At 53.6% G+C, this 24,610-nt stretch carries 24 protein-coding genes; 2 read left to right on the forward strand and 22 right to left on the reverse strand.

Annotated elements, in window-relative coordinates; all coding sequences use genetic code 11:
* The 14 genes from JCM17207_RS09260 to JCM17207_RS09325 form a co-directional block, all read right to left on the reverse strand.
* Window positions 1–105, reverse strand: a 105-nt coding sequence (locus tag JCM17207_RS09260; RefSeq protein WP_373871951.1) for a transposase, incomplete at its 3' end; no start/stop codon positions are given.
* Between the two features lie 178 nt (window positions 106–283).
* Complete coding sequence (locus JCM17207_RS09265) at window positions 284–1,558, reverse strand: cell envelope biogenesis protein TolA (protein WP_238317383.1); 1,275 nt, start codon at window positions 1,556–1,558, stop codon at window positions 284–286.
* A 15-nt stretch (window positions 1,559–1,573) separates the two neighbouring features.
* A complete protein-coding gene (locus JCM17207_RS09270) occupies window positions 1,574–1,768 on the reverse strand; it encodes a hypothetical protein (protein ID WP_238317384.1) in 195 nt (64 codons plus the stop codon).
* A 16-nt stretch (window positions 1,769–1,784) separates the two neighbouring features.
* On the reverse strand, window positions 1,785–3,668 hold the full coding sequence (locus JCM17207_RS09275) for a hypothetical protein (protein ID WP_238317385.1): 1,884 nt from the start codon (window positions 3,666–3,668) through the stop codon (window positions 1,785–1,787).
* Window positions 3,669–3,684: 16 nt separating this feature from the next.
* Entirely contained in the window at window positions 3,685–4,065 is a 381-nt protein-coding gene (locus JCM17207_RS09280; RefSeq protein WP_238317386.1) for a hypothetical protein, read from the reverse strand.
* 80 nt (window positions 4,066–4,145) lie between these two features.
* Entirely contained in the window at window positions 4,146–4,376 is a 231-nt protein-coding gene (locus tag JCM17207_RS09285) for a hypothetical protein (protein WP_238317387.1), read from the reverse strand.
* A gap of 24 nt (window positions 4,377–4,400) precedes the next feature.
* On the reverse strand, window positions 4,401–5,429 hold the full coding sequence (locus tag JCM17207_RS09290) for a N4-gp56 family major capsid protein (RefSeq protein WP_373871949.1): 1,029 nt from the start codon (window positions 5,427–5,429) through the stop codon (window positions 4,401–4,403).
* Window positions 5,430–5,489: 60 nt separating this feature from the next.
* Complete coding sequence (locus JCM17207_RS09295; protein WP_238317389.1) at window positions 5,490–6,461, reverse strand: ribosomal-processing cysteine protease Prp; 972 nt, start codon at window positions 6,459–6,461, stop codon at window positions 5,490–5,492.
* A 12-nt stretch (window positions 6,462–6,473) separates the two neighbouring features.
* Window positions 6,474–8,261: a portal protein gene (locus tag JCM17207_RS09300; RefSeq protein WP_238317390.1), complete on the reverse strand. Its 1,788-nt coding sequence runs from the start codon at window positions 8,259–8,261 to the stop codon at window positions 6,474–6,476.
* An 8-nt stretch (window positions 8,262–8,269) separates the two neighbouring features.
* Window positions 8,270–9,727, reverse strand: a complete 1,458-nt coding sequence (locus JCM17207_RS09305; protein ID WP_238317391.1) for a phage terminase large subunit — start codon at window positions 9,725–9,727, stop codon at window positions 8,270–8,272.
* Window positions 9,724–10,020: a chemotaxis protein gene (locus JCM17207_RS09310; protein WP_238317392.1), complete on the reverse strand. Its 297-nt coding sequence runs from the start codon at window positions 10,018–10,020 to the stop codon at window positions 9,724–9,726. The genes JCM17207_RS09305 and JCM17207_RS09310 overlap by 4 nt, the downstream gene beginning before the upstream one ends.
* A gap of 198 nt (window positions 10,021–10,218) precedes the next feature.
* Window positions 10,219–10,938 (reverse strand): anti-sigma-I factor RsgI family protein, encoded by a 720-nt coding sequence (locus tag JCM17207_RS09315; RefSeq protein WP_238317393.1) that lies wholly within the window; start codon window positions 10,936–10,938, stop codon window positions 10,219–10,221.
* Window positions 10,928–11,413 (reverse strand): RNA polymerase sigma factor, encoded by a 486-nt coding sequence (locus JCM17207_RS09320; protein WP_238317394.1) that lies wholly within the window; start codon window positions 11,411–11,413, stop codon window positions 10,928–10,930. The genes JCM17207_RS09315 and JCM17207_RS09320 overlap by 11 nt, the downstream gene beginning before the upstream one ends.
* A 23-nt stretch (window positions 11,414–11,436) precedes the next feature.
* The gene (locus JCM17207_RS09325) at window positions 11,437–11,763 is read right to left on the reverse strand and encodes a hypothetical protein (protein ID WP_238317395.1); all 327 of its coding nucleotides are present in this window, start codon (window positions 11,761–11,763) and stop codon (window positions 11,437–11,439) included.
* 279 nt (window positions 11,764–12,042) lie between these two features.
* Here JCM17207_RS09325 and JCM17207_RS09330 point away from each other — a divergent pair, with 279 nt between their 5' ends.
* Together JCM17207_RS09330 and JCM17207_RS09335 are read left to right on the forward strand one after the other, a co-directional pair.
* Window positions 12,043–12,666: a hypothetical protein gene (locus tag JCM17207_RS09330; protein WP_238317396.1), complete on the forward strand. Its 624-nt coding sequence runs from the start codon at window positions 12,043–12,045 to the stop codon at window positions 12,664–12,666.
* Window positions 12,667–12,840: 174 nt separating this feature from the next.
* On the forward strand, window positions 12,841–14,259 hold the full coding sequence (locus tag JCM17207_RS09335) for a S41 family peptidase (RefSeq protein ID WP_238317397.1): 1,419 nt from the start codon (window positions 12,841–12,843) through the stop codon (window positions 14,257–14,259).
* On the opposite strand, the gene JCM17207_RS09340 is transcribed toward JCM17207_RS09335, so the two are convergent.
* The 8 genes from JCM17207_RS09340 to tnpC all read right to left on the reverse strand — a co-directional run bounded on the left by JCM17207_RS09340 (window position 14,241) and on the right by tnpC (window position 24,321).
* Complete coding sequence (locus JCM17207_RS09340; RefSeq protein ID WP_238317398.1) at window positions 14,241–15,857, reverse strand: recombinase family protein; 1,617 nt, start codon at window positions 15,855–15,857, stop codon at window positions 14,241–14,243. The genes JCM17207_RS09335 and JCM17207_RS09340 overlap by 19 nt on opposite strands.
* Window positions 15,858–15,904: 47 nt before the next feature.
* Window positions 15,905–17,677 (reverse strand): ATP-binding cassette domain-containing protein, encoded by a 1,773-nt coding sequence (locus JCM17207_RS09345; RefSeq protein WP_238317399.1) that lies wholly within the window; start codon window positions 17,675–17,677, stop codon window positions 15,905–15,907.
* Between the two features lie 286 nt (window positions 17,678–17,963).
* The gene (locus JCM17207_RS09350) at window positions 17,964–18,263 is read right to left on the reverse strand and encodes a CXXX repeat peptide modification system protein (RefSeq protein WP_238317400.1); all 300 of its coding nucleotides are present in this window, start codon (window positions 18,261–18,263) and stop codon (window positions 17,964–17,966) included.
* 10 nt (window positions 18,264–18,273) lie between these two features.
* Window positions 18,274–20,481, reverse strand: a complete 2,208-nt coding sequence (locus JCM17207_RS09355) for a radical SAM peptide maturase, CXXX-repeat target family (protein ID WP_238317401.1) — start codon at window positions 20,479–20,481, stop codon at window positions 18,274–18,276.
* A 6-nt stretch (window positions 20,482–20,487) separates the two neighbouring features.
* A complete protein-coding gene (locus tag JCM17207_RS09360) occupies window positions 20,488–21,132 on the reverse strand; it encodes an ABC-2 transporter permease (RefSeq protein ID WP_238317402.1) in 645 nt (214 codons plus the stop codon).
* A complete protein-coding gene (locus JCM17207_RS09365; RefSeq protein ID WP_238317403.1) occupies window positions 21,129–22,004 on the reverse strand; it encodes an ABC transporter ATP-binding protein in 876 nt (291 codons plus the stop codon). The genes JCM17207_RS09360 and JCM17207_RS09365 overlap by 4 nt, the downstream gene beginning before the upstream one ends.
* A gap of 41 nt (window positions 22,005–22,045) precedes the next feature.
* The gene (locus tag JCM17207_RS09370; protein ID WP_238317404.1) at window positions 22,046–22,429 is read right to left on the reverse strand and encodes a GntR family transcriptional regulator; all 384 of its coding nucleotides are present in this window, start codon (window positions 22,427–22,429) and stop codon (window positions 22,046–22,048) included.
* A 290-nt stretch (window positions 22,430–22,719) separates the two neighbouring features.
* Window positions 22,720–24,321, reverse strand: coding sequence for an IS66 family transposase (tnpC, locus tag JCM17207_RS09375; protein WP_238317405.1), 1,602 nt, complete (start codon window positions 24,319–24,321; stop codon window positions 22,720–22,722).
* Window positions 24,322–24,610: the final 289 nt, after the last annotated feature.

The raw sequence follows: 24,610 nt of genomic DNA on the forward strand, positions 1-24,610 counted from the left end.
GCGACGCTTCTCTTTGTAAAACACCTTTCTCCGAAACTTTGGGGCAAAGACTATGTGATATTTACAATTCCATGTGGTATGTGATAGACTATTCGTGTCGTTCATTTTGAATGACCTCCCTTTGCTTGGTTGTGCAGTTGGCAGACCGCGCTTCTATTTTAAGCAAAGGGAGTTTTTCTGTCACCATGATCGACATAAGTCTTTTTTAGAACCACTCGCCTAGCGAGTGGTTTTCGTTATACAAAAAGCCGGGCGCTTTGCTGCGCCCGGCTCTGGGTGGGGGTTACTGGTTGAGCATCTGCATGATGCTCTTGATCTGGGCCGAGGTGTACCCCTCGCTGGTCAGCTGATTGATGATCTGCTGGCTGCTCTTGCCCTGGGCCTGCATCCGCAGGGCGGAGTAGGGCACCCGGGTCTGGGCCCCGGAACCCGACGAGGGCGAGGCGCCGCTGTAACCGGTGCTGCCGGTGGTCAGGCCGCTGGAACTGCTCTGGCTCCGGGCCGCGGCCTCGCTGGCCTTTTCGGCGGCCTGGGCCTGTTTGAGGGCCCACTCCCCCTGGGCGATGGCCAGCTTCTGGCTGGTGACATCGTTGTCGAATTTCTGCTGGGCCAGGGCGTCCTGGTACTCCCGCTGGGCGGTCTCGTTCTCGTAGGCCTGCTGGGTCAGGCTGTCCTGCCGCAGCAGCGCCTCCATCTGCTGATCCCAGGCCGCGTCCTCCCGCTGGGCCTCGTAGTCCCGGTTGCCGGCGTAGATGCCGTAGCCGGTCTGGAGCAGGCCGTTGGCCAGGGAGCCAAGGCCGGTGGTGCCGCTGATGGCCAGCTGGATCGCGTCCCCGATCAACCCCAGAACGCTCATCACGTTCTGGAAGGTCTGCTGTTTCTGGGCGTTCTGGTACTGCTCCTGCTGGACGTAATAGTCCCGCATACTCCCCAGCTGGGCCAGATAATCGGTGTACTCGTTGTAGTCCTTGGCGTAGGCGTCGTTGTAGGCCTGGCCCTTCCGTTCCAGCTGGGTGTAGTAGTCCTCCAGCTGGCGGTAGTACTGGTTCTGGGCGCTCTGCTCCTGGGCCGAAACCAGCTCGATCTCGTTGAACAGCTGGTCGCCCTGGCTGGTGTAGCTGTCCAGGGCCATATTATACAGGGTGGGGATGATGCTGTTCAGAGCGTTCATCTGCTGCTGGTAGGCCTGCTGGGCCACGCTGGCGGCGTAGCTGGAACTGTATCCCCCCGTCAGGGCGGCGGCCTGGGCCGCGGCGTCGGTGCTGGCGTTGTGGGCGTTCTGGGTGTACATCCGGGCGTACTGCTGGTACATGGGGTCCTGGGCATAGTTATAGGAAAAATCCTTCTGCTGGGACGCCTGCTGGAGCAGACTGTCGATCTGATCCTGGTACTTGCTCTCGTAGTCGGCGGGGCGGTTATTCTGCCACTCCTTGAGGGCGTTTTCCGCGTCGGTCACCGCCTGGCTGGGGTTATACTGCGCCGAGTTCAGCGCGTCTTGCACCTCGTCCTTGCTGGTCAGGCCGGAGGTATCGTACTGTTTTTTCTTGGTAGACGCCATGGTCTCCCCCTTTCGTCATAGGCTGCCCAGGGCTTCCAGCCGGCTGCGCAGCTCGTCGGACAGATTCTCGGTGTCCAGATTGGTCAGCACATATTGCAGCTGCTCCTGCATCTGGTACAGATAGTTGCGGATGGCCCGGGAATCCTCCGGGGCCATGTTCTCGCTGAGCTTGGGCAGGCTGATCTTGCCGATGCCCGAAATACTCGCCATGGATTCTCCCTCCTGTTCACTGTGTCAGGCCGCCCCGGGCCGCCGCAAAGGTGCGGGTCAGGCTGCGCAGGGTGATCTGCCCCTGGCCCCGGATCCGCAGCCGCAGGGTGTCGTGCCGCCGGGGCAGAAGGGGCAGGGCCAGTTTTTCCCGCTGGGCCCCTACGGCCCGGGCCAGCAGGGTCTCCCAGACCCCGCCGTCGTAGCTGGCGGCGATCTCCAGGGTGGTGTAGGGCTCGGCTTCCAGCCGGAGCACCAGACGGGAGATGTATTTGTCCTCCGGCTCGTCCAGCCCGAACTCGCCGGTCACCAGCTCAAAGGGGATGCGGGTCTCGGGGGCCTCGCCCTCTTCGGCGGTGCGGGCCCCGGTCTCCCGCCGGGGGTCGGCAATCCAGAGGGCTTCGCCGTCCCAGAGATAGAGCTGGCTGCCGGTGCCCGCCATCTGGTAAGAGCAGACCCCCTCCTCCTGCCAGAGGCTCCGCTCGGTGTCGTAGACCAGCAGCCGGTGGGCCGCCCCGGTTCCGGCGTCCCGGGTGATGTGGAGGTAATACCGGCCGTCCAGCTGGCCGCTGACCGCCCGGCGGACGTTGGAAAAACCGCTGGGGTCCAGCGCCGCCGAGGCTTTCACCGGGATGCTGCCGTCCCAGGACATGACCCCGTCCCGGGAGAGATAATAGAGGGTCTCGTTGATGACGCAGAGGCTCTTGGCGGCGTTTTGAGCCACCCCCCGGCAGTTCAGGGAGGTGAGCTGGAAATCCGAGGGTTTCGAGCCGTAGAGCTTATGGAGGACGTTCTCTTTAAAGAAGAGGGCGTACCCCATGCAGGTGGCTGCGCCGGTGAAATGGCCGTCGCTGCCCACCGTCACCGCGTAGCTGTCGGCGGCGCTGTTCTGGTAGGAAAACCAGTTGGTGGGGTCGCCCAGCTTGCAGGCGTAGATCACATTTTCCTGGCTGTTGCAGCCCCAGACCCGGTTGTCGCACTCGGTCAGGTACTCGAGCTCGGGCACCCGGCGCTCGATGACCGCGGGGCCCTCGGCGGTGTATTCTTCGGTCTCGCTGTCGTCGATGCTGGTCCAGGTGACGGCCGTCCCCTCCTGTTTGAGATAGCCGTAAAAGTGGTCCCCCTGGGGGGTGATCCGGACCCGCAGCACCCCCTCCTCCACATTGTAGAGCACCTGTTCGCCGTCCAGGTCCGCTCCCATCCCGGCCAGGATGGCGGCGGTGCCCGACACGGTGACGGTGTCCCACTGTCGGAACGCTTCGCTCAGCCCCTCGCCCGAGAGCAGGCAGTGGTCCAGGGTGACGGCGTTCCATTTTTCGTCGGCCTGGCTGTATACCTCCAGCACCCCGTCGTGCCGCCAGGGGGTGTTGACGTTGGCCGCCTTGAGGAAGATTTCCCCGTCGGCGGGGTCCTCCGGCTCTTCCAGCCCCCAGCGGTCCACGGTATAGGTCTTGCCGTCGGCGTCGCAGGGGGTCAGCTCCAGGGCGGTTTCCTCGCCGCTCCATCGGGCCCCCAGGGCGGTCAGGCTGCCGTCGGCGGTGTCGAAGGCCAGCTGATCGGGGAAAATCAGAATCTTGGTGCCGATGCCCACCAGGGCCTTTTCGGTGTCCGAGACCGCGTTTTCCAACGTCACCGGCTCCTCCCCGGCGTCGTCGGGGGTGTAGTGGAGGGTGGTGCCGCAGAGCATCAGCAGACCGCCCAGCTGGTACATCCCGCGGACGTTTTCGGCGGCGCGGAGTTTCCGGCGGGGCAGCCGGGTACTCAGGGCCGGGAAATCCCGGGAGGAAAAGTTCAGCGCCTGGCTGAACTCGGCCTCGGTGCAGCCGTAGGTCTCGTTCAGCCCGCCGAAGGCCCGCAGCATGGAGCGGCTGTTTTTGATCTCGGGGCGTCCGGGCAGATACATGGCGTTCCCTCCCCTCTCACCATTTCACCCGGGCGGGCCGGGGCGGGCGGCGCCGCCGCAGCCAGAGGGTGAACTCGGCCAGCATGCTGTTGTACTGGCTCATCTCGCCGGAATAGCGGTCGATCTCCCCCAGGGCGCCGTCGATCATGGCGCAGAGGTAGTGGGGGTAGAGCCGGTCGAAGGGGGCGGGGACCAAAAGCTCCACCCCGTCGTCCAGCCCGCCGTTCCAACTAAGATCCGCCCCCGCGCTCTGGAACCCGGCCCCCGACCCCGGCCCAAAGAGCTGGGCCCGCAGGGTGCCGTCCAGCTCCCGGAGCCAGGCGTGTTTTGTACTGTCGGCGATGGCGTCCCCCGGCCGCAGGGCCGCGGCGCGCTCCATCGCTTCTCCTACCGTCATAAGTAATCTCCCCCTTTTTTCCAAAAATCCCGGCACAGCGCCGCCGTGCCGGGACCCGTTTTTTCCCTGCCGCGCCGGGTTTACTGGGCGGCGTTCTCTGCGGCAGCGATGCGGGCGGCGGTCCGCTCGTCCTGCATCTGGCTGTGTTCCAGAACTTCCGCCACAGCGGCGGGGACTTCCACCTCCACGCCCCGGCGGATCTTGTAGTTGACGCCGTTTACGCTGACGAAGAGATCCCCTTTATAGCGGCTGTTGTCCTTGAACAGGCGGATCTTCACCATCCGCCCGGCGGGTGTTTTCTTTTCGGCCATGGTCTAGAACCCTCCTTTCCCGGCTTAGTTGGCCGCAGCGGTGGCGGAGTAGCTGGACAGGCTCTCGATCCGGACCATGTACTGCTCCACCAGCCGCTCGGCGGCCCGCATCCCCTTCCAGCCCACGGAAGCGCGCTGGTTCAGGGGGTCGTCGCCGTAGCCCAGCTGTTTGACAATGTGCTCGAGGCCGCCGCCCTCCAGCTCGGTGACGCCGTAGGCGTGGGCGCCCAGCACCAGGGTGCCAAAGACCGCCGAGGCGCCCGAACCGGGGCAGGTCTCGTCCTTCCAGATCTTGGCCTCGCTGGTCTCGATGAACCGGATGTTGCCCAGTTTGCCGATCTCGCCCCGGAACATGGCCTCGGGGTCGGCGTACTTGTGGACCTCGATCCACTCCTTGCTGGTCTTGAGGTCGTAGGCGGCGTAGGGGTGGATGATGGCCACATAGCTGTCCCCGATGGTGTCGGCGTTCATGGCGCCCAGCTGGGCCGCCGCCTGGAAGAAGAGCTTCGGGGTCAGCTTGCAGGTCTCGTCCAGGTCGGCCCGGCTGGAGACGGGGGTCTCGGTGCCGTCCTCGGAGACCTTGGGGGCGTAGATGACGTTGGTGCCGCCGGCCAGCACATCCCGGGTGATGCTGTCCATGGTGCGGCCCGCCTGGCTGGCCAGAATTCGGGTGGCCTGGACCACGTTGTTGTCGATGGCGGTCATCTGGAGCACATCGGTCAGGGGGGTCCAGCCGCCGTACTGATGCAGGTCGCTGGTGATGTTGGTGACGTTCAGGGACTGGCCGTCGGGGGTCACGCCCTCGGTGAGGGGGGTGGTGGCCTTGGGCAGGCTGTCGTACTTGCGGAACTCGATGGTCTTGCCGCCGCCCACCGGCACCGGGTAGAAGTCGGCGAACTGGTCGTGGACCAGCCGGGGCTCGGCCTGGTCGATGAGGCGCTTCTCATAGAAGGTCTTCATCTCGACGCTCAGGCCCTCGCTGGCGGTGGTGTTGGGCAGTTGGGCAAAGAGCTGCAGCGCGAAGGGGAACCGGGTCTTGTTCTTGATTTCCATTGTCATCGTCCTTTCTGTATCAGGGTGTTCACCCGATCCGGAGGGGTTCAAACCTCCGGGTCAAAACTGGATTTTCGCCCCATGGAGGGCCAGCCGCTCCAGCTGTTCCCGCTGGGCGCGGGTCATCTTGCTGACGTCGGGTTTGACGGCGGCGGCGCTCGAGGGCCGGGCCCCATTTTCCAGGGGACGTGCCCCCCGCTGCCGGACCCGCTCCATGACCCCCTGTTCCACCCGGCGGGCGGTGGCCCGCATCGCATCCTCGTAGTGGACCAGCCGATAGGCATCGGCCATCCGCATCCCCGGCAGCTGCATCAGGCGGCGCATCTCGGGGTTTTTCAGCTCCTGCCGCAGGGAGAAGGAGGGCTGAACCTGCCGCATCCGGGCCTCCTCGGCGGCCCACCGGGCGTGGAGCCGGCCGATCAGCTGGCGGCCCTGGGGAGTCAATGCCGGGCGGCCCGGGGTGGGCAGACGGCGGAACGCCGGGTCGGCATCCGCCGGGCGGGTGGGCCGGGGGGACTCGGTCTTGGGTTTGGGTTCAGCGGGGGCCGCCTCCCGCCGGGCCTCGGCGGGCTTCAGGGTGCCCGCGGCGATGGCCTGCTGCTGCTGCGCCCGGCTCAGGGCCGGGGCGGGGCTGCCTTCAGCTCCTTCCGCCCCTTCGGCGAACAGCTGCAAATCCATCATGGCTTTCTCCCCCCGGGCGCTGGTGTCGCAGTAGCTCAGGTTGTCGGGGTACCGCTCGGCCAGCAGGGCAAACCCCGCCTTGGCCAGCTCAAAGGCCCCCTCCACGCAGGGCTGACGGACCGCGTCGGGGACGGCGGTCACCGTCACGCTGGGGCCCTCGGGCCGGTCGGTGGCCAGGCTGGCGGTGCCCTCGGTGCCCGCCAGCAGGTAGACCAGGGCCTGCATCAGGGTGCTGGCCCCGGCGCAGACGATGTCCTGGCCCGCCGGGGCATAGCCCGCATGGCCGGTGGCTTCCAGGCGGCAGGTGGGACCTTTGGGGCCGTCCAGTTCGCTGTAAATCACTTTAATCATTCCTGTGTCGCCTCACTTTCGGTTGAGATTCATTCCACGGTTGGCCGCGGTGTCCGGCCGGGGCAGGGCCGCGGCCAGAGCCTTCCGGCCGCCGCTGGCGGTCTGGGGCTGGTTGGTCTGGGGCAGCTGGGCGGTGAAGGCCGCCAGCTGGGCCTGGGCGGCGGCCAGCTGCTGGGCCAGGGTGCCGTTGGCGCGGACCCGGTCCCGGACCTTCTCCACCCCTTCAAAGTCCATCATTTCCAGGGCCGCCAGGGCCGCGTCGGCGTTGGCGGGGTTGAAAAAGCCCAGCTGGTAGCACTCTTTCGCCATCTCGTTCTGGGACAGGCGGCTGTAAGTGGATTTCTTCGCCGCGCTGATGACGATGTCGAACACCGGCTCCCGGCTGCCCAGCTCCACGCCCCCTACATTTCCTCCGGGCTGGGGGCGGAGGGTCTGGCCGCTGAACCGGACAAACCGGTTCTGGCCGTTCTCCCCCACGATCCGGAACACTCGTTCCTCGTCGTAGAACTGCCGCATCAGGTCGATGATGAGGTAGCACTCCTTGGCGAAGGCCCGGTAGGCGCTCTTGAGCATATCCCGGCTGAGTTTCGACCCCGCCTCCTGCAGGGCCGCGATGGCGGAAGCCGCCGTCACGCCGCCGGAGGTGCCGCCCTGGCTCATATCCCGGTTGCCGCTGATCTCCTTCAGCTCGTCGATTCGGCTGTTGAGGTAGCTCAGGGAGTTGCCCTGGAGGCCCGCCGTCTGCATCTGGTGGAAGGTGTCCTCACTGAGCCGCCCCGCCACATGGACGATATCCCGGCCGAAGTCGGCCAGCTCTTCCTCGTTGACCCCGGCGGTGTCGCTGAGGATGTACCGCTGCTTGGAGGCCAGGAGGACGTTCTCGTCCATAGCCTGGTTGAGCTTATCGATGGAGGTCTGGCAGTCCTTCATCACGTCGATGAAGCCGAAGCCCGCGGGGCTGTCCTCCTCCTGGTAGAGCACATCAAAGACAAAGGGATATTTGCCGTGGTCGTAGAGCCCCCGCCCGGCCAGGGCCGGGTCGTTCTGGCTGGCGTAGAGGACCACCCCATTGCAGAATTTGCAGTAGTGCAGCCGGGGGCGGCCGGTCTCGTCCGGGCGCTTATAGTACCAGTCCACCACCACGCTCTTGCCGCTGGTGTCGATGCTGTCGTCGTGGATGTACCGGGGCACGTCCAGGGTGGAGCCCCCGTGGCCTTTGAGGGCGGGCCAGCGCTCTTCCAGCTGTTTTGTGTCCTCGAGGCTCAGGGAGAAAAAGTTGGGGCTGTCCTGGATATCCATGACCCCCGGCTCCCAGTAGAGCATCAACAGGTTCATGGGCCGGATGGCGATGTCCCCCACCCCGCCCCGGGCGGTGGGGTCCCAGAAGATGCCCTTGACGCCGGTGCCCTGTTTCAGCTTGCGCCACCAGGTATCGCTGTACACCTGCTCGTAGTCGGCCTGTTCCAGCACCACCGGCAAAACGCTGGAAAGGGTTCGGGCGGTGGCCTCGTCGTCGGCGGCCCGGGGCAATACACAGGGCTCGGGGTAGCTGTCCATGGCATCGGCGTGTTTGCTGGCGATGGAGTTGAACAGCCACCCGCTGGAAGGCTGGGGCTTGCCCTCCATCATCCGGTTTTTGTACTGCTTCCAGTGGCCCATCCGGAACCAGAGCTCGTTGTCGATCAGGCGGCGGTCCAGGGCGGCCTTGCCCGCCTTGTACTTTTGGAGCAGCTGGGTGGCCTCGGCCACCTGCTCGGCGCCCACCGGTTCCGCCGGGCGCAGGATTTCTTCTTGGTTCATGTTTCACCTCAAATTCGATAAAATCGGGTGGTCCGGTGCAGATCCAGCGGGTCGTCCGGCAGGGGCGGCGGCAGGGTGCGCCGGGGCGGGGTGATGGGGTTTTCCATCAGGACATAGCGGCACTCGTCGTAGATGTGGTCCTCCTGGCGGGTGTCGATGTCCTCCACGCTGGCCTCGTCGTAGACCAGGCTGGGGATGGTGCGGATGAAGTGTTTGCAGGTGGAAAACACCTGGAACATGGGCCGCCCCTCTTCCCCGAAGGCCAGCCGGTAGTGCAGCTGCATCTTGCCCGCAAGGCGGGTGTGGTCCCCGGGGGTCCAGTGGAGGAAATTGGGGCTCCGCTCCATCATGGCGGCGATGCTCTCCCCCCGGCTCTCGTCGAAGATGGCCGGGTCGGCCACCCCGTAAATCACCCGCCCCCGGAGGGTGGGATCGTCCTGCTCGGCCTGGCGGATCCGCCGGGCCTGCTCCACCGGGTCGATTTTCAGCCCCTCGTTGGGGCGGCCGGTGCAGCCGTAGAGCTCCTTGATCCGGTAGAGCCGCCCCTCCTCGTCCACTGCGTACCACCCCACCGAGAAGGGCTTGGAGAACCCGAAATCGTACCCCCGCCAGATCTGCCAGTGTTTCGGGATGGGGAAGGGCTCGATGACGTGGGTCCACCGCTGGTCCTTGTAGTGGGCGGGGTCGTTCCGCCACTCGGTAAACACCTGGCCCGAAAAGCTGTCCCAGCTGCCGTAGAGCAGGGCCTGTTTTTCGGCCTCGGGCAGAGCGGCCAGGCTGGCCAGGTAATCGGGGTCGTTCTCAAGCAGGGCGGGATTATCGAAGACGCTGGAGGGGATGAACACCCGCGCCCGGGTATAGACCCGGTCGGTGCCGTCCGGCATATGGACGGTGTACTCCTCCCGGATGGGGGTGCCCGGGGGCGCCGGAGTAATGAACCGCTCCTTGACCCAGCCGTGGCCCACCCCGCCGGGGTTGGTGGTGGCCCGCATATACACCCGGGTGCCCGGGCCGGTGGGGCGGTTGCGGCTCATCATGTAGCTGTATTCCTCCCACTCAAAGTGGGTCAGCTCGTCAAACCCGATGAAGTCGAAGGCTTTGCCCTGGTAGTTGGTCCGGTCCTTGGTGTACTGCATGGAGCCGAAATAGATCTTGGCCCCGCTGGGGAACACCCACACATGGGCGGTGGCGTTGTACTGGGCCCCGGGGAAAGCCCGGCGGTAGTAGTTCATGCTTTTATCCACCAAATCCGATAACTGTGGGTATGTTTTTCGCAGAATCAACCCTCTGTAATGTGGGATATCCACCTGGCGCAGGGCCTCGATCACCAGCGCGTCGCTCTTGCCGCCGCCGGCCGCCCCGCCGTAGAGGGCCTCGGGCTCGGGGCGGCGCATGAACTCGGCCTGCCGGGGCTGGGGCCGCCAAACCACCGGGACGGTGGGCGAGATTTCACAGCTCTGGTTCATCCGGCACCCTCCTCCTCTACGGTGGGCAGCAGCACCACCCCGCAGACCGCCCCGCCGGTCTCGGCCCCCTGTTCATTGAGGGACCGGGCCACCGAGGCCAGATCCTTGAGGACGGCGGTGGTCTCCTTCAGGGCCTTGATGGTCCCGGGGTCGCCCCCCTCCTGGCGGCGGGCCGCTTTCTGGCGGGCGTGGAGGTCCCGCACCTCCTGGGACAGCATGGTGCTCAGGGTATCGGTGGCCCGGTGGAGTTCCGCCAGGCTGCGGTCCGGCCCGCTCTGTGTTTTATTCGGCATATCCTCTCCCCTTTCGGCTTTGTTTTTTGCGGCCTCCCGCTGACAAGAGAGTAGCACAGGCCCCACCGGGCGGGGAGTACGTCCTTTTTTACAACAAAAAGGAATAAAAAAAGTCCATTTGCCGTTGGGTAAACCTCGACAAATGGACTTTTGTGTATATTTTTAATTCTATATTACAATTCGTTGTAGACCTCCGTCTTACTCCCAGCCATGGCGGTGGCCGTGTCCGTGGCCTCCGGGGGCGGCTGGAACGCCGGTTTCTGCCCCTTGCAGCTGACGGATGGCGGCCCGGATCTCGGCCATGGTCATCCCGGCCACCTCTTCCGGAGTAACGGTGGGGTCCAGGGCCAACAGTTCCTGATAGGCCCGGTACTTGCCGCAGGAGAGGCCCATCTCGTGGGCGGCTGCGGCTTCTTCGGGCCGGGCGGCGTGGCAGCGGGCGTTCCCCTGCCCGGCGGTGCAGGCCTTGACCCCGGCCAAAAGCCGGGTGCACTGGGCGTTCTCAGGGCCCACCACCGTGATCTCCAGAACCGCATCCTCGGCCAGCAAGTTCGCCACCGTCTCATGGGCCAGAATCTCCTCCACCGCCTGGGTGTAATCGGTGAATTGGAGGTCCAGGGAGTCGGCCAGGATCTGGCCGTCCTCGTTCCAGCCCTCCACCCCCACCACCCGGTCGAACCGGTTGACCGCCAGCTCCAGAGAGGGGTTGACGTCGATGCTGATGTGGGCAGTGGGGCTGAGCCAGAGCCAGCCGCTCCCCAGCACCGCCAGCATCAGGCAGGCCGCGGCCACCAGGGCCCGGGGCCAAACCGCCCGGCGGGCGGGGCGCATTTGCGCCAGTACAAAGGCCCGGGTCCGGGCCACCCGGGCGGGGTCGGCGTGGACCTGGCCAAAGGCGTGCTGCAATTTATCCTTCATCGCCGTCACCTCCCAGTGTCTGGCGCAGCATCTGCCGAGCCCGGGTCAGCAGGGTGTAAACCGTGTTGGGGTTCTTGCCCAGAATCCGGGCCATCTCGGGGGCGGTGTAGCCCTCGTAATAGTGCAGGTAGATCACATCCCGGTATTTTTGGGGCAGGGCCAGCACCGCCGCCCATACCTCCCGGTCCTCGCCGGTCAGGGGGGCGGGCTGGTCCAGCACCTCTTCCAGGGAGACCGTCCGGCTGCGGAAGAAGCTCCGCAACAAATCTTTGCAGGCGTTGATGGTCACCCGGAGGATCCAGGCTTTTTCGTGTTCCTCGCTTTCAAACACAACAGAACCAAGGGCATACTTCAAAAACACGGTTTGAAATATGTCCTCGGTGTCCGCATGATTTTTCAGATAGAGCATGCACAGCCGCTGCACTGTATCCGCATACCGCGCAATCGCCTGGCTGACCTCCTGTTCACTCCGCATCCCAAAAGCCCGCCTCTGTGTTGTTATCCGCAGAATCTGCCGCAGCAGCCGCCCCGGCGGCCACAGCCCCGGCCCGCCCGGGCGCCCGTGCCGTAATAGTCACAGACCCCGTCGCCGTCGGCGTCCCGATAGCCCACGCCCCGGCCGGCAAAGCCGCAGGAATCGCAGACCCCGTCGCAATCTTCGTCCACGAAATAGCAGACCCCGGCCCGGCGGTCACAGATCCCGTCGCCGTTGGCGTCCTGGTAATAGGGGCCGGCCCCGCCGTCCGATGCAAAAACCGTGGTGGCCCCCACGCTCACAAACAGCGCCGCCGCTGCCAGACCTGCAAACAACTTCTTCATCTTCATACTTCGTCGCCTCCCGATGGGTTTGAAAAATTCTCAGGTTTTGTTCCCTTTCACCCTTAACACGGGCGGGGCGGGGCAATCCATTCAGATGCACCAAAATTTTTCTGAAAAATTTTCTCCGCCAAAGGGGGCGGCTTCTCCTCTCAGTATAGCGCACCGGCTCCCCGTGCACAAGCCGGTTACCCGGCGGTAACCGGGCCACAAATTTGTGCCTACTTTTCAAGCCCCTGCCCCTGTGGTATAATCAAACAAAACGCCTGCACAGAAAAGGAGCCCGCCATGAAACAGAATCTTTCCCTTTCGCCCGAAGCGTTCCTCCCGGTCCACACCGGGGTGGAGGCCGCCGCCCTGCCCGAGGGCCCGGCCCTGCGGGTGGTCAAAAAAGACAAACTCCTCCGCTTCGACGAGAATACCTACGCCCGGGCCCGGGGGGTCAAATTCCGGGACGGCTTCCTGGAACTGAAGATGAAAAGCCGCCTTCTGCCCGACGCGCCGGATTTCGCCCGTGGGTTCATCGGGGTGGTATTCCGGGCCAACGAGGAAAACTCGGAGTTTGAGTCCTTCTATCTCCGGCCCACCAACGGCCGCAGTTGCCCCGACCCGGTGCGGCGGGCCCACGGCTGCCAGTATTTTTCCTACCCGGGGTACACCTTTGAATATTTCCGGGAGTTCGGCATCCCCGGCTACGAGGCCCCGGCAGACATCGAGCTGGACGAGTGGTTCACCCTGAAAGCCGTCATCCAGGGCAGCCGGGCCGAATTTTACCTCAACGGCTCCGCCCAGCCCCTGCTGGTGGTGCCCGCCCTCAAGCACGGCGCCGGGGCCCCCGGCGGGGTAGGCATCTTTGTGGACATCGGCACCGAGGCCTTTGTCTCCGACTTCACCGTGACTGCGCTGGACTGAGCATTCAAAGAAAAAACAGGTTCCTCTTCCGGGGGAACCTGTTTTTTGCTGAGGGCTCGATTTTGTCGAACGGTTGTGTTATTCTAATCTTATCGATTGTATCTGACCCCAGTGTGCAGAGTTCCGCCCACCCCTGCCTGGATGCTATTTCTCGAAAGGGGGATTTCGATTTTTGTGAAACGTTCTATCTTTGTGTCCCTGTCGAGCATTCTTCTCGCCCTGGCCCTGGCGGGCTGTGCCGCTGCACCCAAGATTTCACAGCCCACTTTGGACGAGCTGATGGCCGAAGTGAACGCCCAACACCAGAGCATCCAACAGAAACCTATAGACCGGTGGCGCTTTATAAAGGGAACCCCAGACGAGGACATCTTGGAACCATACCGGATCGGGGAGGAAGGATTCAAAGCCTTTGACCAGGACGCCGTTATCACCGCTGACCAGGCCGCCCAGGATGTGGAATATCTGTTCGGCGCGTTCGCGGCCCTCTATGGTCCGTACGACTATCTGGGCGGGGCCGATGTCTTCAACGCGCACAAGGCGGAGATCCTCGCACAATGCGCCCAGCGGGAGAGCTGGACCGCTCAGGAATTTCAGGATCTGCTGCTGGACGGCCTGACCTTTCTGCCAGATGCCCATTTCAACATCAACGGACACCGCACCAACCTGTTCCAGGTCCCTTTCTTTTTCCGTGAAACGGCTTTTTATAAGACCGATGCAGGCTATCAGACGGCGGAGGGGAAAACCGTGGAATCGGTGGACAATCACCCTGAGCTGGAGGAGTTATTCAAGCGTTCCATCTCTCCCGAAGGGGAGATTGTCTACTACCCCATTCTCCTGGAGCCGAGGGAGTGGAATGACCAGCCGCAAACCTGCAGCGAGACCCTCACCGTCCGCTATACCGACGGCAGCAGCGAGACCCTGACCGCAGAGCCCTTCCATCTGTACGGCTGGGAAAACTCGGCCGGTTATGCAAGCAACCTACGGGGCGACGAAAGAATCGTCCTCACCGAGCTGCGCGAGACCGAGGGAATCCCTGTCTTTGAATTCGATGCCTGTCAGACGAGCTACACCGAGGAGATTGTCGCCGGCGCCGCCGCCATCAAAGATGCACCCATTGCCATGCTGGACCTGCGCACCAATGGCGGAGGCAATTCCACTGTGGTCGACCGCTGGGTAGCAGAATACTGCGGCCAAACCCTGCCCGGAAATATGACACAGTATTCGTTCAATGTATTTTACGGTCCAAATAACTCTCCTTCCAAATGGGTGGAACACGAAAACATTCTGGTTGTACTGACCGGGAAATATTCTGCATCCTCCGCAGAAAGCCTGGTGGACAAAATCCAGGATCTGGAAAATGTCCTCTTGATCGGCGAGAATACCGGCGGGTACTTCCTGACCTCTGCCTCCAACAAGCTCCAGCTGCCCAACAGCCTCGTCAGCATTGTCATGGGCGACGGTCTAACCATTCCCGCCTATGAGGGCGAGGGCTACTACTTCAAAGAATTCGAGGGCTTCTACCCGGACCTCTGGGTCCCCGCCGCCGAGGCCGAGGAACTGGCGGCTAAGCTGATTCAGCATCTGAGCCGGTGACCGCGCTTTCTTGAAAAAATAAAAACCCAGGGTTCTCCCCCGCTGCGGGGACCCTGGGTTTTTTCTGGTTTTGGGAAATACACAAAAACAAAAACCGGATCAGGAAACTTCCTGATCCGGTTTGGTGCAGTTAAGCAATCCAAATCCGAACCAATTTCCCCTACCACAGCCTCTGTGGCTTCAGCAAAGGAAACGGTCTCCGTTCCTTCTTTGTAGTTGAAGGTAATGAGCATTTTGTCATCATACAGGTAGATGGCGTTGATGAAAGTATCAATCAGCGCCTGACGCTGCTCCCTTTGAGAAAGGTCCAGCTTGCGGAACCGGGTCAGCCAGAATCGCACAAAGTCTTCGCTGAGCTTGGGCTTTGCAAGCCGCTCTTCGGCGATCTTGGCTTCCAGCTCTTTCTTCTGCGTTTCCAGAGTTTCCAGCCGTTCTTTGGTGGAACTGGTCAGAATACCAGCCTGAATGGCGTTGAGCATATTCTGGATGCCAGCTTCTATGTCCCGAAGCTGCTTCTCATAGAGTGGCAGGTTGGTATTTTCTTTGTTTTGCAGCTCCATTACACTGGAAACAATGGAATCAATCACGGTATCGTCCATAATAAGGGCTTTGGTTTTTGCAATCACCAAATCTTCCAGCCACTGCTTGCGGACGGTTTTCTTTTGGCAGGACTTTCTCTTTTTAACCGTCGCGCATTTATAGTACCGGTGCACGTCCCCGGAACGGCTGGTACCGCTCTCCCCGAACATCAAGGAACCGCAGTAACCGCAGAACAGTTTGGTAGTCAGAAGATAGTCATCCTCTGCCTTGCGCCGGGCAGGGGCCTTTTTATTTTTGGCCATCTTGATTTGTACATCCTCGAATAGTTCCGGTGATACAATCGGCGGAATCGCATCTGGAATCAAGATATCCCGGTATTTCAGTTCACCTATATAGCGGCGATTCTTCAGCATATGCTGGACAGTATTGTAGCTCATGGGGCCACCACGAGGATTTTTGACCTGGTGTTCATTCAACCAGTCCCGTACTTCGGTCATGGTAGCGCCTTCGTTATACATCCTGAAAGCTTCGGCAATGAGCGGGGCTGTCAAAGGATCGGTTTGAAAACGCTGGTTCTCATCGATCCGATAACCAACCGGGACGGCCCCACCGGTAAACTTGCCCTTTAGCGCATTTTCTGTCATACCGCGAATGACTTTCTCCGAGAGGTCTGCTGAATAGTATTCGGCATATCCTTCCAGAACGGACTCCAGAATAATGCCCTCCGGCCCATCCGAGATGATCTCTGTAGCCGACATCAGCTTGACCCCATTCTTTTTGAGCTGGGTCTTATAACGAGCGCTGTCGTAGCGGTTCCGGGCAAAGCGGTCCAGTTTCCAAACCAGAACCATATCAAAAAGCTTCCGTTCGCTGTCCTTAATCATCTGCTGGAACTGGGGGCGATTGTCCGTTTTGGCCGAGATTGCCCGGTCAATGTAGTGCTTTACCACGGTGATATCGTTCTTCTCTGCATAGGCCGTGCACTCGCGGATCTGACCTTCGATGGACTCCTCCCGCTGATTGTCGGAGGAATAGCGGGCATAGATGACAGCGGTCATGGTGATTACCCCTCATTTCCAGAAATTTGCAAACAATTGATTATATTTTAATCCACTTTAATTGACTTATGCGCTTCACACAATTCCTGATAATACGAACAATTGTTCAACAGTTCATCATGTTTTCCAATTGCAACACATTTGCCAGACTGCATACATATGATATTATCCATATCTTGAGCAAATGATAAATCGTGTGAAACAATAATTACAGTACTTAACAATTTTTTGCAATCATTTAGTATGTGATATAAAATTTTTCTTCCAACTATTGGATCTAATGAATTTAATGGTTCGTCTAAAAATAGAATGGTTGATAACCTAAATACTGATCTTGCAATTGCAAGGCGTTGATATTCGCCTCCAGATAAGATTATACCGTTATCATCAAACTCTTTTGTTACCATTACATTGGACTTTTCCACGAATTGATTTATTGATTCAGACAGTTCCACTGTTTTTAGCACAAATGGAATTTGATCGTATTCTATCAATGGCCTTCCCATTAATATATTATCTTGCACTGATAGTGGATAAAAGACATTATCTTGAAATAGTGTAGAAAAGCAATTTCGAAGTTCTTCTAAGTCATAATTTAAATAATCTATTCCATTGATCTTAATACATCCCATAGTGGGAACATACAAACGTGTCATAAGATTTATAATTGTACTTTTTCCAGCTCCGTTATTACCGACAATAAGTATCCGATCACCTTGCTTTAAAGTGAAACTTAAATCTTCTATAGCATATCTTTCTGTGTTTGGATATTTGAAATACACATGGTCGAACTGGATATATAAATTTGAAGATAAATGTTTTCCACCTGTAATAGTTTCAGTTTTAGAATTGCCATTCATAAAATTTAAGAAATTTGAAATATAAATACTATGTTTATAAAATTCGGGAATAATTTGAATTAAAGATAGCACTTGTGTTGTTAACTGTTGAAAACCATTTATTGAAGCAATAAATTCTCCAATTGACAAGTTGTTATGTAAAACTCGTAATGACAGGATCACAACAAGAATCAAATTAACGAATTGATTACATGTATAAGTTATAATCGATCCTAACGTGCATTTTTTTGCATATTTGTCACTTAATTCAAATTCGCAATTCGCATAATAAGCAAATTTTTCTTTTAAAACTGCTTTAAATTTACTATATAACCTTATATCCCTGGCCACATTTCTATTGTAATTGCTCCTTAAAACGAAATCCATGAATCGTTCAAACGGAACAGACTTTTTATAATAAAAATGCTGATCTTTTACTTTTTTTATATTTAATCCAAGAGATACTATCACACTAACAGACGCAATTAAAATGGCTATTGGAGAATATGAAATCAATAAAGTTATAAGCCCGCCTATACTAAATATATTTGTAATAAATATTGCAATAGTACTAGAAAACTCGCTGATTCGTTCCACAGCTTGCTGCTGAGCTTCTTTAATACAATTTAAGTCATCTGTATTTTCATAGCATGAATAATTTAAGCTTGAAATTTTATCCATCACATCTACTTGCATTCTGTTCTGCAAACGTTTCAAACTCAATGGAATTTTTTTCTGAGTTAAATAGATATATACAATTGAGATGATTATACTTGAAACAATAAAGGAAAAAGCAACATTTACGGTATTATAAAAATCAAAATCTAAATTTATAACATCAATCAGTTCGCTAATAAAATATAGGCTTAGTAGAGTTAGTGCACTTTTTAGCATGGATGATGCTATTATAAGAGGTAAATAAAATGGATTCAAATGGAAAATATAGTTAACAAACTTTAAAATATTTTTTATTATATCCATAATTTGTACCTCTCCTAAATATACTCAATGGGCTTGAATTTGGTAAATTCAAGCCCATTGAGTCCGACAAGCTTAAGTTATCCTCTTATCCAAAAAGAAGACCACCTGTGCATCCTTCGCAGCCAGCATCGCAGCCCTTACAACCACCGCGGCAGCCTTTACACGGATCATTATTTCCGCATGCAAAGGGGATGATTTCCTCGTCAGAAGGAAGAGTAGGTAGCAAAAAGTCCATATTTTTTCTCCTTTCTATTATATTTATAAATTCCAAAATGGAATTTATATCTTAAATATGATTTTCCTCAACAATCGACAACATCTGATTTTCAAAATTGATAGAAAATTTCGAGTCTAATGGAAGTGCATATTTTTTTGAAATACTAATCCACCAGTTTCGGCAATTATTATCTGCTGATCTAATATCATTTTCAACATTTGAAAAATCATTCCAAGAGAATCCAAACTCTGTTACACGTTCAGGATTTATGGTCAATATTTGATGCAAACAATACAGTGCCTGCACATTTTGTACAAGGGCAGCTATCTCTTTAACTTCTGACATCAAAAGTTTAACATTAGTTTTCATTTGTGTTGCCTCAATACATCCATTTTTTTGCAATGGCCCTTTCGTCTTTATATATCATATTTGCAACATAATCAATATAATCAAGTTTCTGGATATTATTTGCTAAAAAACAATAATTGTCTCCCATGGTATCTTTTAACTTCTGTAATAGCTTCAATTGTGCATTTGCTTGTATATAATTAATTTTACAATTTTGAACAGAGGGAACATTTAACTCCTGCGTTGTTATTTCATTGTTTAATAGACAACGACTACAGCTCATTGCCTTACAATCGCAACACATGGGCGATCTGTCTCTAAATAACCTATCTTTTTGTGTGAAATTAACACCAGAATCAATATTACCAATGTTCCACTTTAATCCTTCAAAGTAGAAACCAGGACAAATATAGAAATTCCCATTTGGTGCTAAAGCAATAGAATTAATTCCGGCAGCACAATCTCTGTATTCATCATCTCCCATATTTAATCTATCACTTAAAATGTTGATCTGAAATCTAAAGTTGCCCTTAGAATAAATGTCTGCTATAAAATCAGCTAATTGATTTACTACATAATCGTATTCATTGATCTCATACTCATTCCAAAGCTGAAGATCTGAAATAAATAGATTAATACGCAAAACGCCTATTTGATAATATTTTTTCACATCATTTAAAGCACGTTTTATTGAGGACTTATCAAGAATATAGTTGATTATGGCAGTGGAGACTGTACTGTCAAAACTTTTAACAACTGTTATCCCTCTTTCAGGAATGTTAAACTTCTTTACTGTATCAATTTCAAAATAGATCTTTTTAGAGTCTTTTATGCAATCAGGAGCAGTGCCAAGAAAAATAGGGAGTGCTTCATTATCCAGACAAAAAGCTAATCCTTTTTGTACAAGCTCTTCACTCATTTGCAAATTTGTCTGGATTTTGCTATTATAATTACAGAAAGACGGTGCCTTATCTGACATAATAAAGTAAATATATTTTAATGAATTATGTTGCGAGTAAAGAACTTTCTCTATTACGCGGTCTGACGTTTTCCCCGTAATTTCCTCATATCTTTTCCAGAAATATTTATTAGCCCTAACATTTGCCTTGTGCATTTCACAGATAGAGGTTGTTCGTTCATATAACGTTCCATTTTCTTGATAATTTAAGGCTACACACCACCCACAATCCGTTCCGACTTCACAATTTTTACATTTTTCATTACTTACAGCTTGCCAAGTTGTTCCACATAATGCACGTAATGCATTATAGTCTATTCCAGTCCAAATGTTTCCCACAACTTTTGACTTTTTATTCTCATCACACATATCCAAAAAGCGAATACAGGGATATATGTTTCCTTCGCAATCAAAAGCCAAACTTTTATACCCTGCCCCGCAACGATTTTGGTGAAGTGACATTTTTGATATTGGGAGTCCTCTTCTCTTATCAAAATATGCAACGGAGTGTGTTTTATATCTTCCCGATTCAAACATATAATCAGCCAGATCCTTTAATTGCTGCTCAAATATTTCTGCATCACCTTCTTTCCATACATTCTCATAGACAAGATTAGATTGTACATCTTTAAATCCCAAGTCCCAAAGATGAATTATACTATCTTTTAGATACTTTAAATCTGGACTAGAAAAAGTTGATTTCTGAGAAATATCTTCACCATATTGCTCTTTGTATCTTTTGAACCCATTTATAACTAAATCATACGAACCTTTTCCATCTTTTGTTTTTCGCGTCAAATCATGTTTTTCTTTTGTTCCGTCTATACTGAATCCAAACCCACAATGTTTTCGATGTTTTGACAAAAAGTGTTGTACTTTGGGAGTATCGTATAAAGTTCCATTTGTTGAAAAAGTGATTTGAAAGTGATTAAACCATTTGTGGTTTTTTAGGTACATAGACATACAAATATAATCTGAAATCTTATCTATTAAATCTATTTCTAAAAGTGGTTCTCCACCTATAAAATCAACCATTAGATTATCTGTCAGCCCCGTGCAATAAGGATCTGTAATAAGGAAATCGACAATTTTCTTTGCAATGTCAAATGACATTCTATGGAAATTATTTTTTCCAACCATATAGCAATATGTACACGCCAAATTACATTCTTCAGTAACGCAAATTGTAGCGTTTAAATAGTTTCCATTTTCCCATCCCGTAATAGTTCTCTTTTTATATTCATTTTTATTTAAAATAGAACTCAAATCTACTTTAGACATACAGTTTTACTCCTTTCTCATTCTATACTGTAACAATACAATGAAATAGCTTAAAAGATAAACCGCCAGGGAGATTGCCATGAAGAAAATTCTACCGATAGACAGTGACATTTCTTTCTCATTTGCAATGAAAATCATAAAAGCCAAAAATGCGGTTGAAAAAATTAAAGAAGTTAGGATTCGATAGGATTTATAAATCTTCAGTATGCCATGGGAAGTTATAAAAAAGGCGGCCAAGGAATCTAGCATAAAGGAAAAGGACATGCACACAAGGGTCAACGCATCTTTTATACCCAAATCAAGAAAATAAGAACCATTCCTGAAATCTGCAACATAAAGCAGAATGACGATATAAAATAGACATAACCCTGCAAATATCGAAGAAAATACATATTTGGCCAAAATGGTTTTATAAGGTGATATCGGAAGAATCATTTCATACTGATCCCAGCAAACAACCGATTCGTTTGAAACCAATACTTGCAGAATAAGATAGATCACGGATACAGACAAAAGGACCACGTAACCATACAATAGAACCTGGGAATCGGCAAACAATGAAATGATTATTCCAATTGCTGCAAGACCACTAAAAGCCCATTTTTCTTCTTTAAGTACATTGATTAAATAACTTATGCAAAGCCCTTTCATACGGTTTTCTCCCAGTTGAGCATGACTAAAACTTCATCTATTGACACTTTGTCTTCTACATAATGGTCGATTTTATTTGCACTTATAAATCTGGCAGAATCTGAAACCAAAGCGTTCACCTGACCTGACTGAATATAATATGTAATACAGTCACATGTTTCAAGCGGTTTTAAATCGTTTTGGGAAAATCGAATCACTTTGTACTGATCCATTAAGGTGTCCCGTTGAATTGATAATCCAACTCTGCCGTGAACCAGAAAAATAATGTAATCTGCAATTCTTTCAAGATCATTGGTTGTATGTGAGGATAACAAAACCCCATGACGTTCATCTTGAATAAAATCAAGCAGAATTGATAAAATATCTTTTCTGGATGATGGGTCCAAACCACTGGTAATCTCATCCAGCACCAAAAGTTGAGGATGATGCGCCAATGCAAGAGAAAAGGAAAACTTACTTTTCATTCCTTTGGACATCTCGCCAACTCTTTTTTTCTTCGGAATGGAAAACCGATCCAACAATGAATAAAAAAGATTCGTATCCCATTGGTTGTAAACATGACTCATAATCAGATTCAAATCCATTGCATGAAACTGGATCGGAATACAGCTTTCATCTAAACAAACTCCAATCTTTTCCCAAATAGCTGTCCTTTGTGGTGTGTATTTTTCTCCAAGCAAGAAAATGTTCCCTGAATCTGCTGCTAAAATACCCATGATGGATTTTAGCAGAGTTGTTTTTCCTGCGCCATTTTCACCAACCAATCCTATAATGTGTCCATAAGGGATAGAAAAGCTGATATCATCTAAGGCGGTTTTATGATTCTGGTACACTTTTGATATATGACAAACTTCCAACATATTTGTGCCCATAGCCAGCCTCCGTAGTTGTTTGATAGTACATGACCATATAATTAAATGTGTTTTTTGTAACACTCTTCCAGCAGTTCCAACAGTTCTGTCTTTCCAATGTGAGCGTCCTTTGCCAATTTTACGGTTTCCATCAACATCTTTTTTATCTCAGACAAATTATAATCATATGGATCATTTGGATTGATATTGGCTACAAAACTTCCGCGTCCCACTGTAGAATCAATGAATCCTTCCTTTTGAAGAAGCTCATATGCATGCTGCACCGTTACCACGCCAATCTGAAGCTGTTTTGCCATGACGCGAATAGCAGGGAGACTATCTCCTGGGAGTAACTTGCCACAACGAATCATCGTTTTGATTTGTTTTGCGATTTGTTCGTAAATGGGGATACTTGAACTACTGCTTATAATAATATTAATATCCACATAAAACCCCTTCAGTAAATGTATCTATTTGATTAAGTACATTGTATAACTTTGCTCTTTCCCTGTCAACATGAAAGGGCGCATTCTCTGGTTTTTATAATTTTTTACATAAAATTTGTGCAATTCAACCATGTGCTGCATTTCGAATGTTTTACAGAATCGTGTGATACACTTCAATATGTAGATGATTTCTCTGTCGAAATTCTCTATTTCTATCTATATTTAGTAAGCGCCTCACAAAACAGTGTACTTGACAACAGAAAAGGACCGGCCAAAGCCGGTCCCCTAGGTTACTCCTGTTCAAAACAACTGCGCATGTAGTCGCTCCAGGGCATCAGATCCTTGAGCAGCTCCGGATGCTGGCGGAAGTCCATGGAGGGAAGGTTGGACAGTACAATGTGCAGGTATCCCCGCTCAGAAAGACCATTGGCACCGGCTGTTTCCACCAGGCTGTAGATCACGGCACTGGCTTTGGCTCCTTTCACGGTGTCACTGAACAGCCAGTTCTTGCGTCCCACAGTAAAGGGACGGATGGCGTTCTCAGCAAGGTTATTGGAAATCTGGCACCTGGGGTCAAGCAGGTAGTTCTCCATGTAAGGCTGCTGTTTGCGGGCATACTGCACAGCCTTTTTCAGATTTCCGGCCAGAGGCTGCCGTTCCAGCTCTTCCAGCCAGCACCAAAAAGCCCTGAGCATGGGTTTCTCCACCGCAAGGCGCTGTTTCTGTCTTTCTTCGGCTGGCAGTCCAGCCAGTTTCTTTTCAGCTGCAAACAACTGGTCACAGTAATCCCGGCCAACCTGTGCCGGTGTGAGCAGACCTTTGGGGTTGCTGGATGCAGCAGGCATGGCCTCCACGAACTTCCGGCGCAGATGGGCCCAGCAGCCGCAGCGGTTAATATCCGGTACCTGGTTGTAGCCCGCATAGCCGTCGGTATGCAGGTATCCATGGAATCCTTCCAGAAACTTCTTTGGATATTCGCCGCTGCGTCCGGGCTGGTAATCGTACAATACAATGGGCGGCAGCCCATCCATGCCGGTACGGTAAACCCACATGTAAGACTTGGACTGAGCGGTCTTGCCGTTCTCTTTGAGAACCTGAACCACCGTCTCATCTGCATGCAGAACTTCTCTTTGCAGAAGTTCTTTCCGCATGGCGTTCCACAGAGGCTCCAGCCAGTCTTCCGCACACCGGATGATCCAGCGCGCCATGGTGGTCCGGCTGAATGTTACCCCCAGCTGTTTCCAGGCTGCTTCCTGCCGGTACAGCGGCATGGCATTCACATACTTCTGGTACATGATTTCTGCCACCACCGAAGCCGCAACCAGACTGTGATTCAGCAAAGGCTTTGGAACGGAAGCCCGCACAATGACACTGCGGCCTTTTTTGTGGCAAGCCGGGCACTTGTAACTCATCTGCCAGTACCGGACTAGCTTAAGTTTGGGCCGCCGGTATTCAAAGACTTCCCGCACCAGCTCTTTCCCGATCCAAACCAGTTTTCCTTTGCACCTTGGACAGATCCGTTCTTCTTCGTCCAAGTCGAAGATGCGATCTTCTGTCTCATTGCTGCTGGTCAGTTTCCAGCGTCCCGCTTCGCTTATCTTGTGGACACCCCTCTGATCCTTTTTGAACGGTTCCGGGGCGTCTTCTTTGTACTCCAGCTCAGCTTCCGGGAATACGCCCAGAGGTTCTTCTTCCTCCTGCACCGGCGTCGCCTCACTGGAGCTGCCAAACCGTTTCTTTTGCAGCAGGGCAACCATCTCTTCCAGATCCCGGACTTCTTCCAGAAGAAGCCGCAGGGCTTTCTGCAAGTCCTGGATGTAGGCATCCTTCTCTTGTTCTGTCACTGGCTGCCGTTTCAGCAGCTCGGAAATGCTGGTTTCGATTTTCTGCATGGCAGCCTCCCGCAAGATTTCTGACTCCCATTATACAGCAAAACAGCTCGCAGCGCGAGCTGTCTGCACAGAGAACTTCCTGCAAAAATTCTAGGAGGTCTGCTGCAAAAACGGCCTGATTTTTTGTGGAAAACTTTGCCTTGTTAGAGTTCAGCTGAAAAAACCATTTGGGGCTCAGCGGAAATAACCAAACGTAGATCAAGTAAAAAGACCAAACAACCCAGATTTCCAATCAGGTTATTCTTTCGTTGCTATTGGCTCAATTGCAGATACCTTTCCTGTTTGCAAA

The organism is Faecalibacterium gallinarum, assembly GCF_022180365.1.
GTDB lineage: Bacteria > Bacillota > Clostridia > Oscillospirales > Ruminococcaceae > Faecalibacterium > Faecalibacterium gallinarum.

Coding starts and splice junctions, on each gene's coding strand:
- JCM17207_RS09265 (WP_238317383.1), bottom strand. CDS start 1,558: ATGGCGTCTACCAAGAAAAAACAGTACGATACCTCCGGCCTGACCAGC.
- JCM17207_RS09270 (WP_238317384.1), bottom strand. CDS start 1,768: ATGGCGAGTATTTCGGGCATCGGCAAGATCAGCCTGCCCAAGCTCAGC.
- JCM17207_RS09275 (WP_238317385.1), bottom strand. CDS start 3,668: ATGTATCTGCCCGGACGCCCCGAGATCAAAAACAGCCGCTCCATGCTG.
- JCM17207_RS09280 (WP_238317386.1), bottom strand. CDS start 4,065: ATGACGGTAGGAGAAGCGATGGAGCGCGCCGCGGCCCTGCGGCCGGGG.
- JCM17207_RS09285 (WP_238317387.1), bottom strand. CDS start 4,376: ATGGCCGAAAAGAAAACACCCGCCGGGCGGATGGTGAAGATCCGCCTG.
- JCM17207_RS09290 (WP_373871949.1), bottom strand. CDS start 5,429: ATGGAAATCAAGAACAAGACCCGGTTCCCCTTCGCGCTGCAGCTCTTT.
- JCM17207_RS09295 (WP_238317389.1), bottom strand. CDS start 6,461: ATGATTAAAGTGATTTACAGCGAACTGGACGGCCCCAAAGGTCCCACC.
- JCM17207_RS09300 (WP_238317390.1), bottom strand. CDS start 8,261: ATGAACCAAGAAGAAATCCTGCGCCCGGCGGAACCGGTGGGCGCCGAG.
- JCM17207_RS09305 (WP_238317391.1), bottom strand. CDS start 9,727: ATGAACCAGAGCTGTGAAATCTCGCCCACCGTCCCGGTGGTTTGGCGG.
- JCM17207_RS09310 (WP_238317392.1), bottom strand. CDS start 10,020: ATGCCGAATAAAACACAGAGCGGGCCGGACCGCAGCCTGGCGGAACTC.
- JCM17207_RS09315 (WP_238317393.1), bottom strand. CDS start 10,938: ATGAAGGATAAATTGCAGCACGCCTTTGGCCAGGTCCACGCCGACCCC.
- JCM17207_RS09320 (WP_238317394.1), bottom strand. CDS start 11,413: ATGCGGAGTGAACAGGAGGTCAGCCAGGCGATTGCGCGGTATGCGGAT.
- JCM17207_RS09325 (WP_238317395.1), bottom strand. CDS start 11,763: ATGAAGATGAAGAAGTTGTTTGCAGGTCTGGCAGCGGCGGCGCTGTTT.
- JCM17207_RS09330 (WP_238317396.1), top strand. CDS start 12,043: ATGAAACAGAATCTTTCCCTTTCGCCCGAAGCGTTCCTCCCGGTCCAC.
- JCM17207_RS09340 (WP_238317398.1), bottom strand. CDS start 15,857: ATGACCGCTGTCATCTATGCCCGCTATTCCTCCGACAATCAGCGGGAG.
- JCM17207_RS09345 (WP_238317399.1), bottom strand. CDS start 17,677: ATGGATATAATAAAAAATATTTTAAAGTTTGTTAACTATATTTTCCAT.
- JCM17207_RS09350 (WP_238317400.1), bottom strand. CDS start 18,263: ATGAAAACTAATGTTAAACTTTTGATGTCAGAAGTTAAAGAGATAGCT.
- JCM17207_RS09355 (WP_238317401.1), bottom strand. CDS start 20,481: ATGTCTAAAGTAGATTTGAGTTCTATTTTAAATAAAAATGAATATAAA.
- JCM17207_RS09360 (WP_238317402.1), bottom strand. CDS start 21,132: ATGAAAGGGCTTTGCATAAGTTATTTAATCAATGTACTTAAAGAAGAA.
- JCM17207_RS09365 (WP_238317403.1), bottom strand. CDS start 22,004: ATGGGCACAAATATGTTGGAAGTTTGTCATATATCAAAAGTGTACCAG.
- tnpC (WP_238317405.1), bottom strand. CDS start 24,321: ATGCAGAAAATCGAAACCAGCATTTCCGAGCTGCTGAAACGGCAGCCA.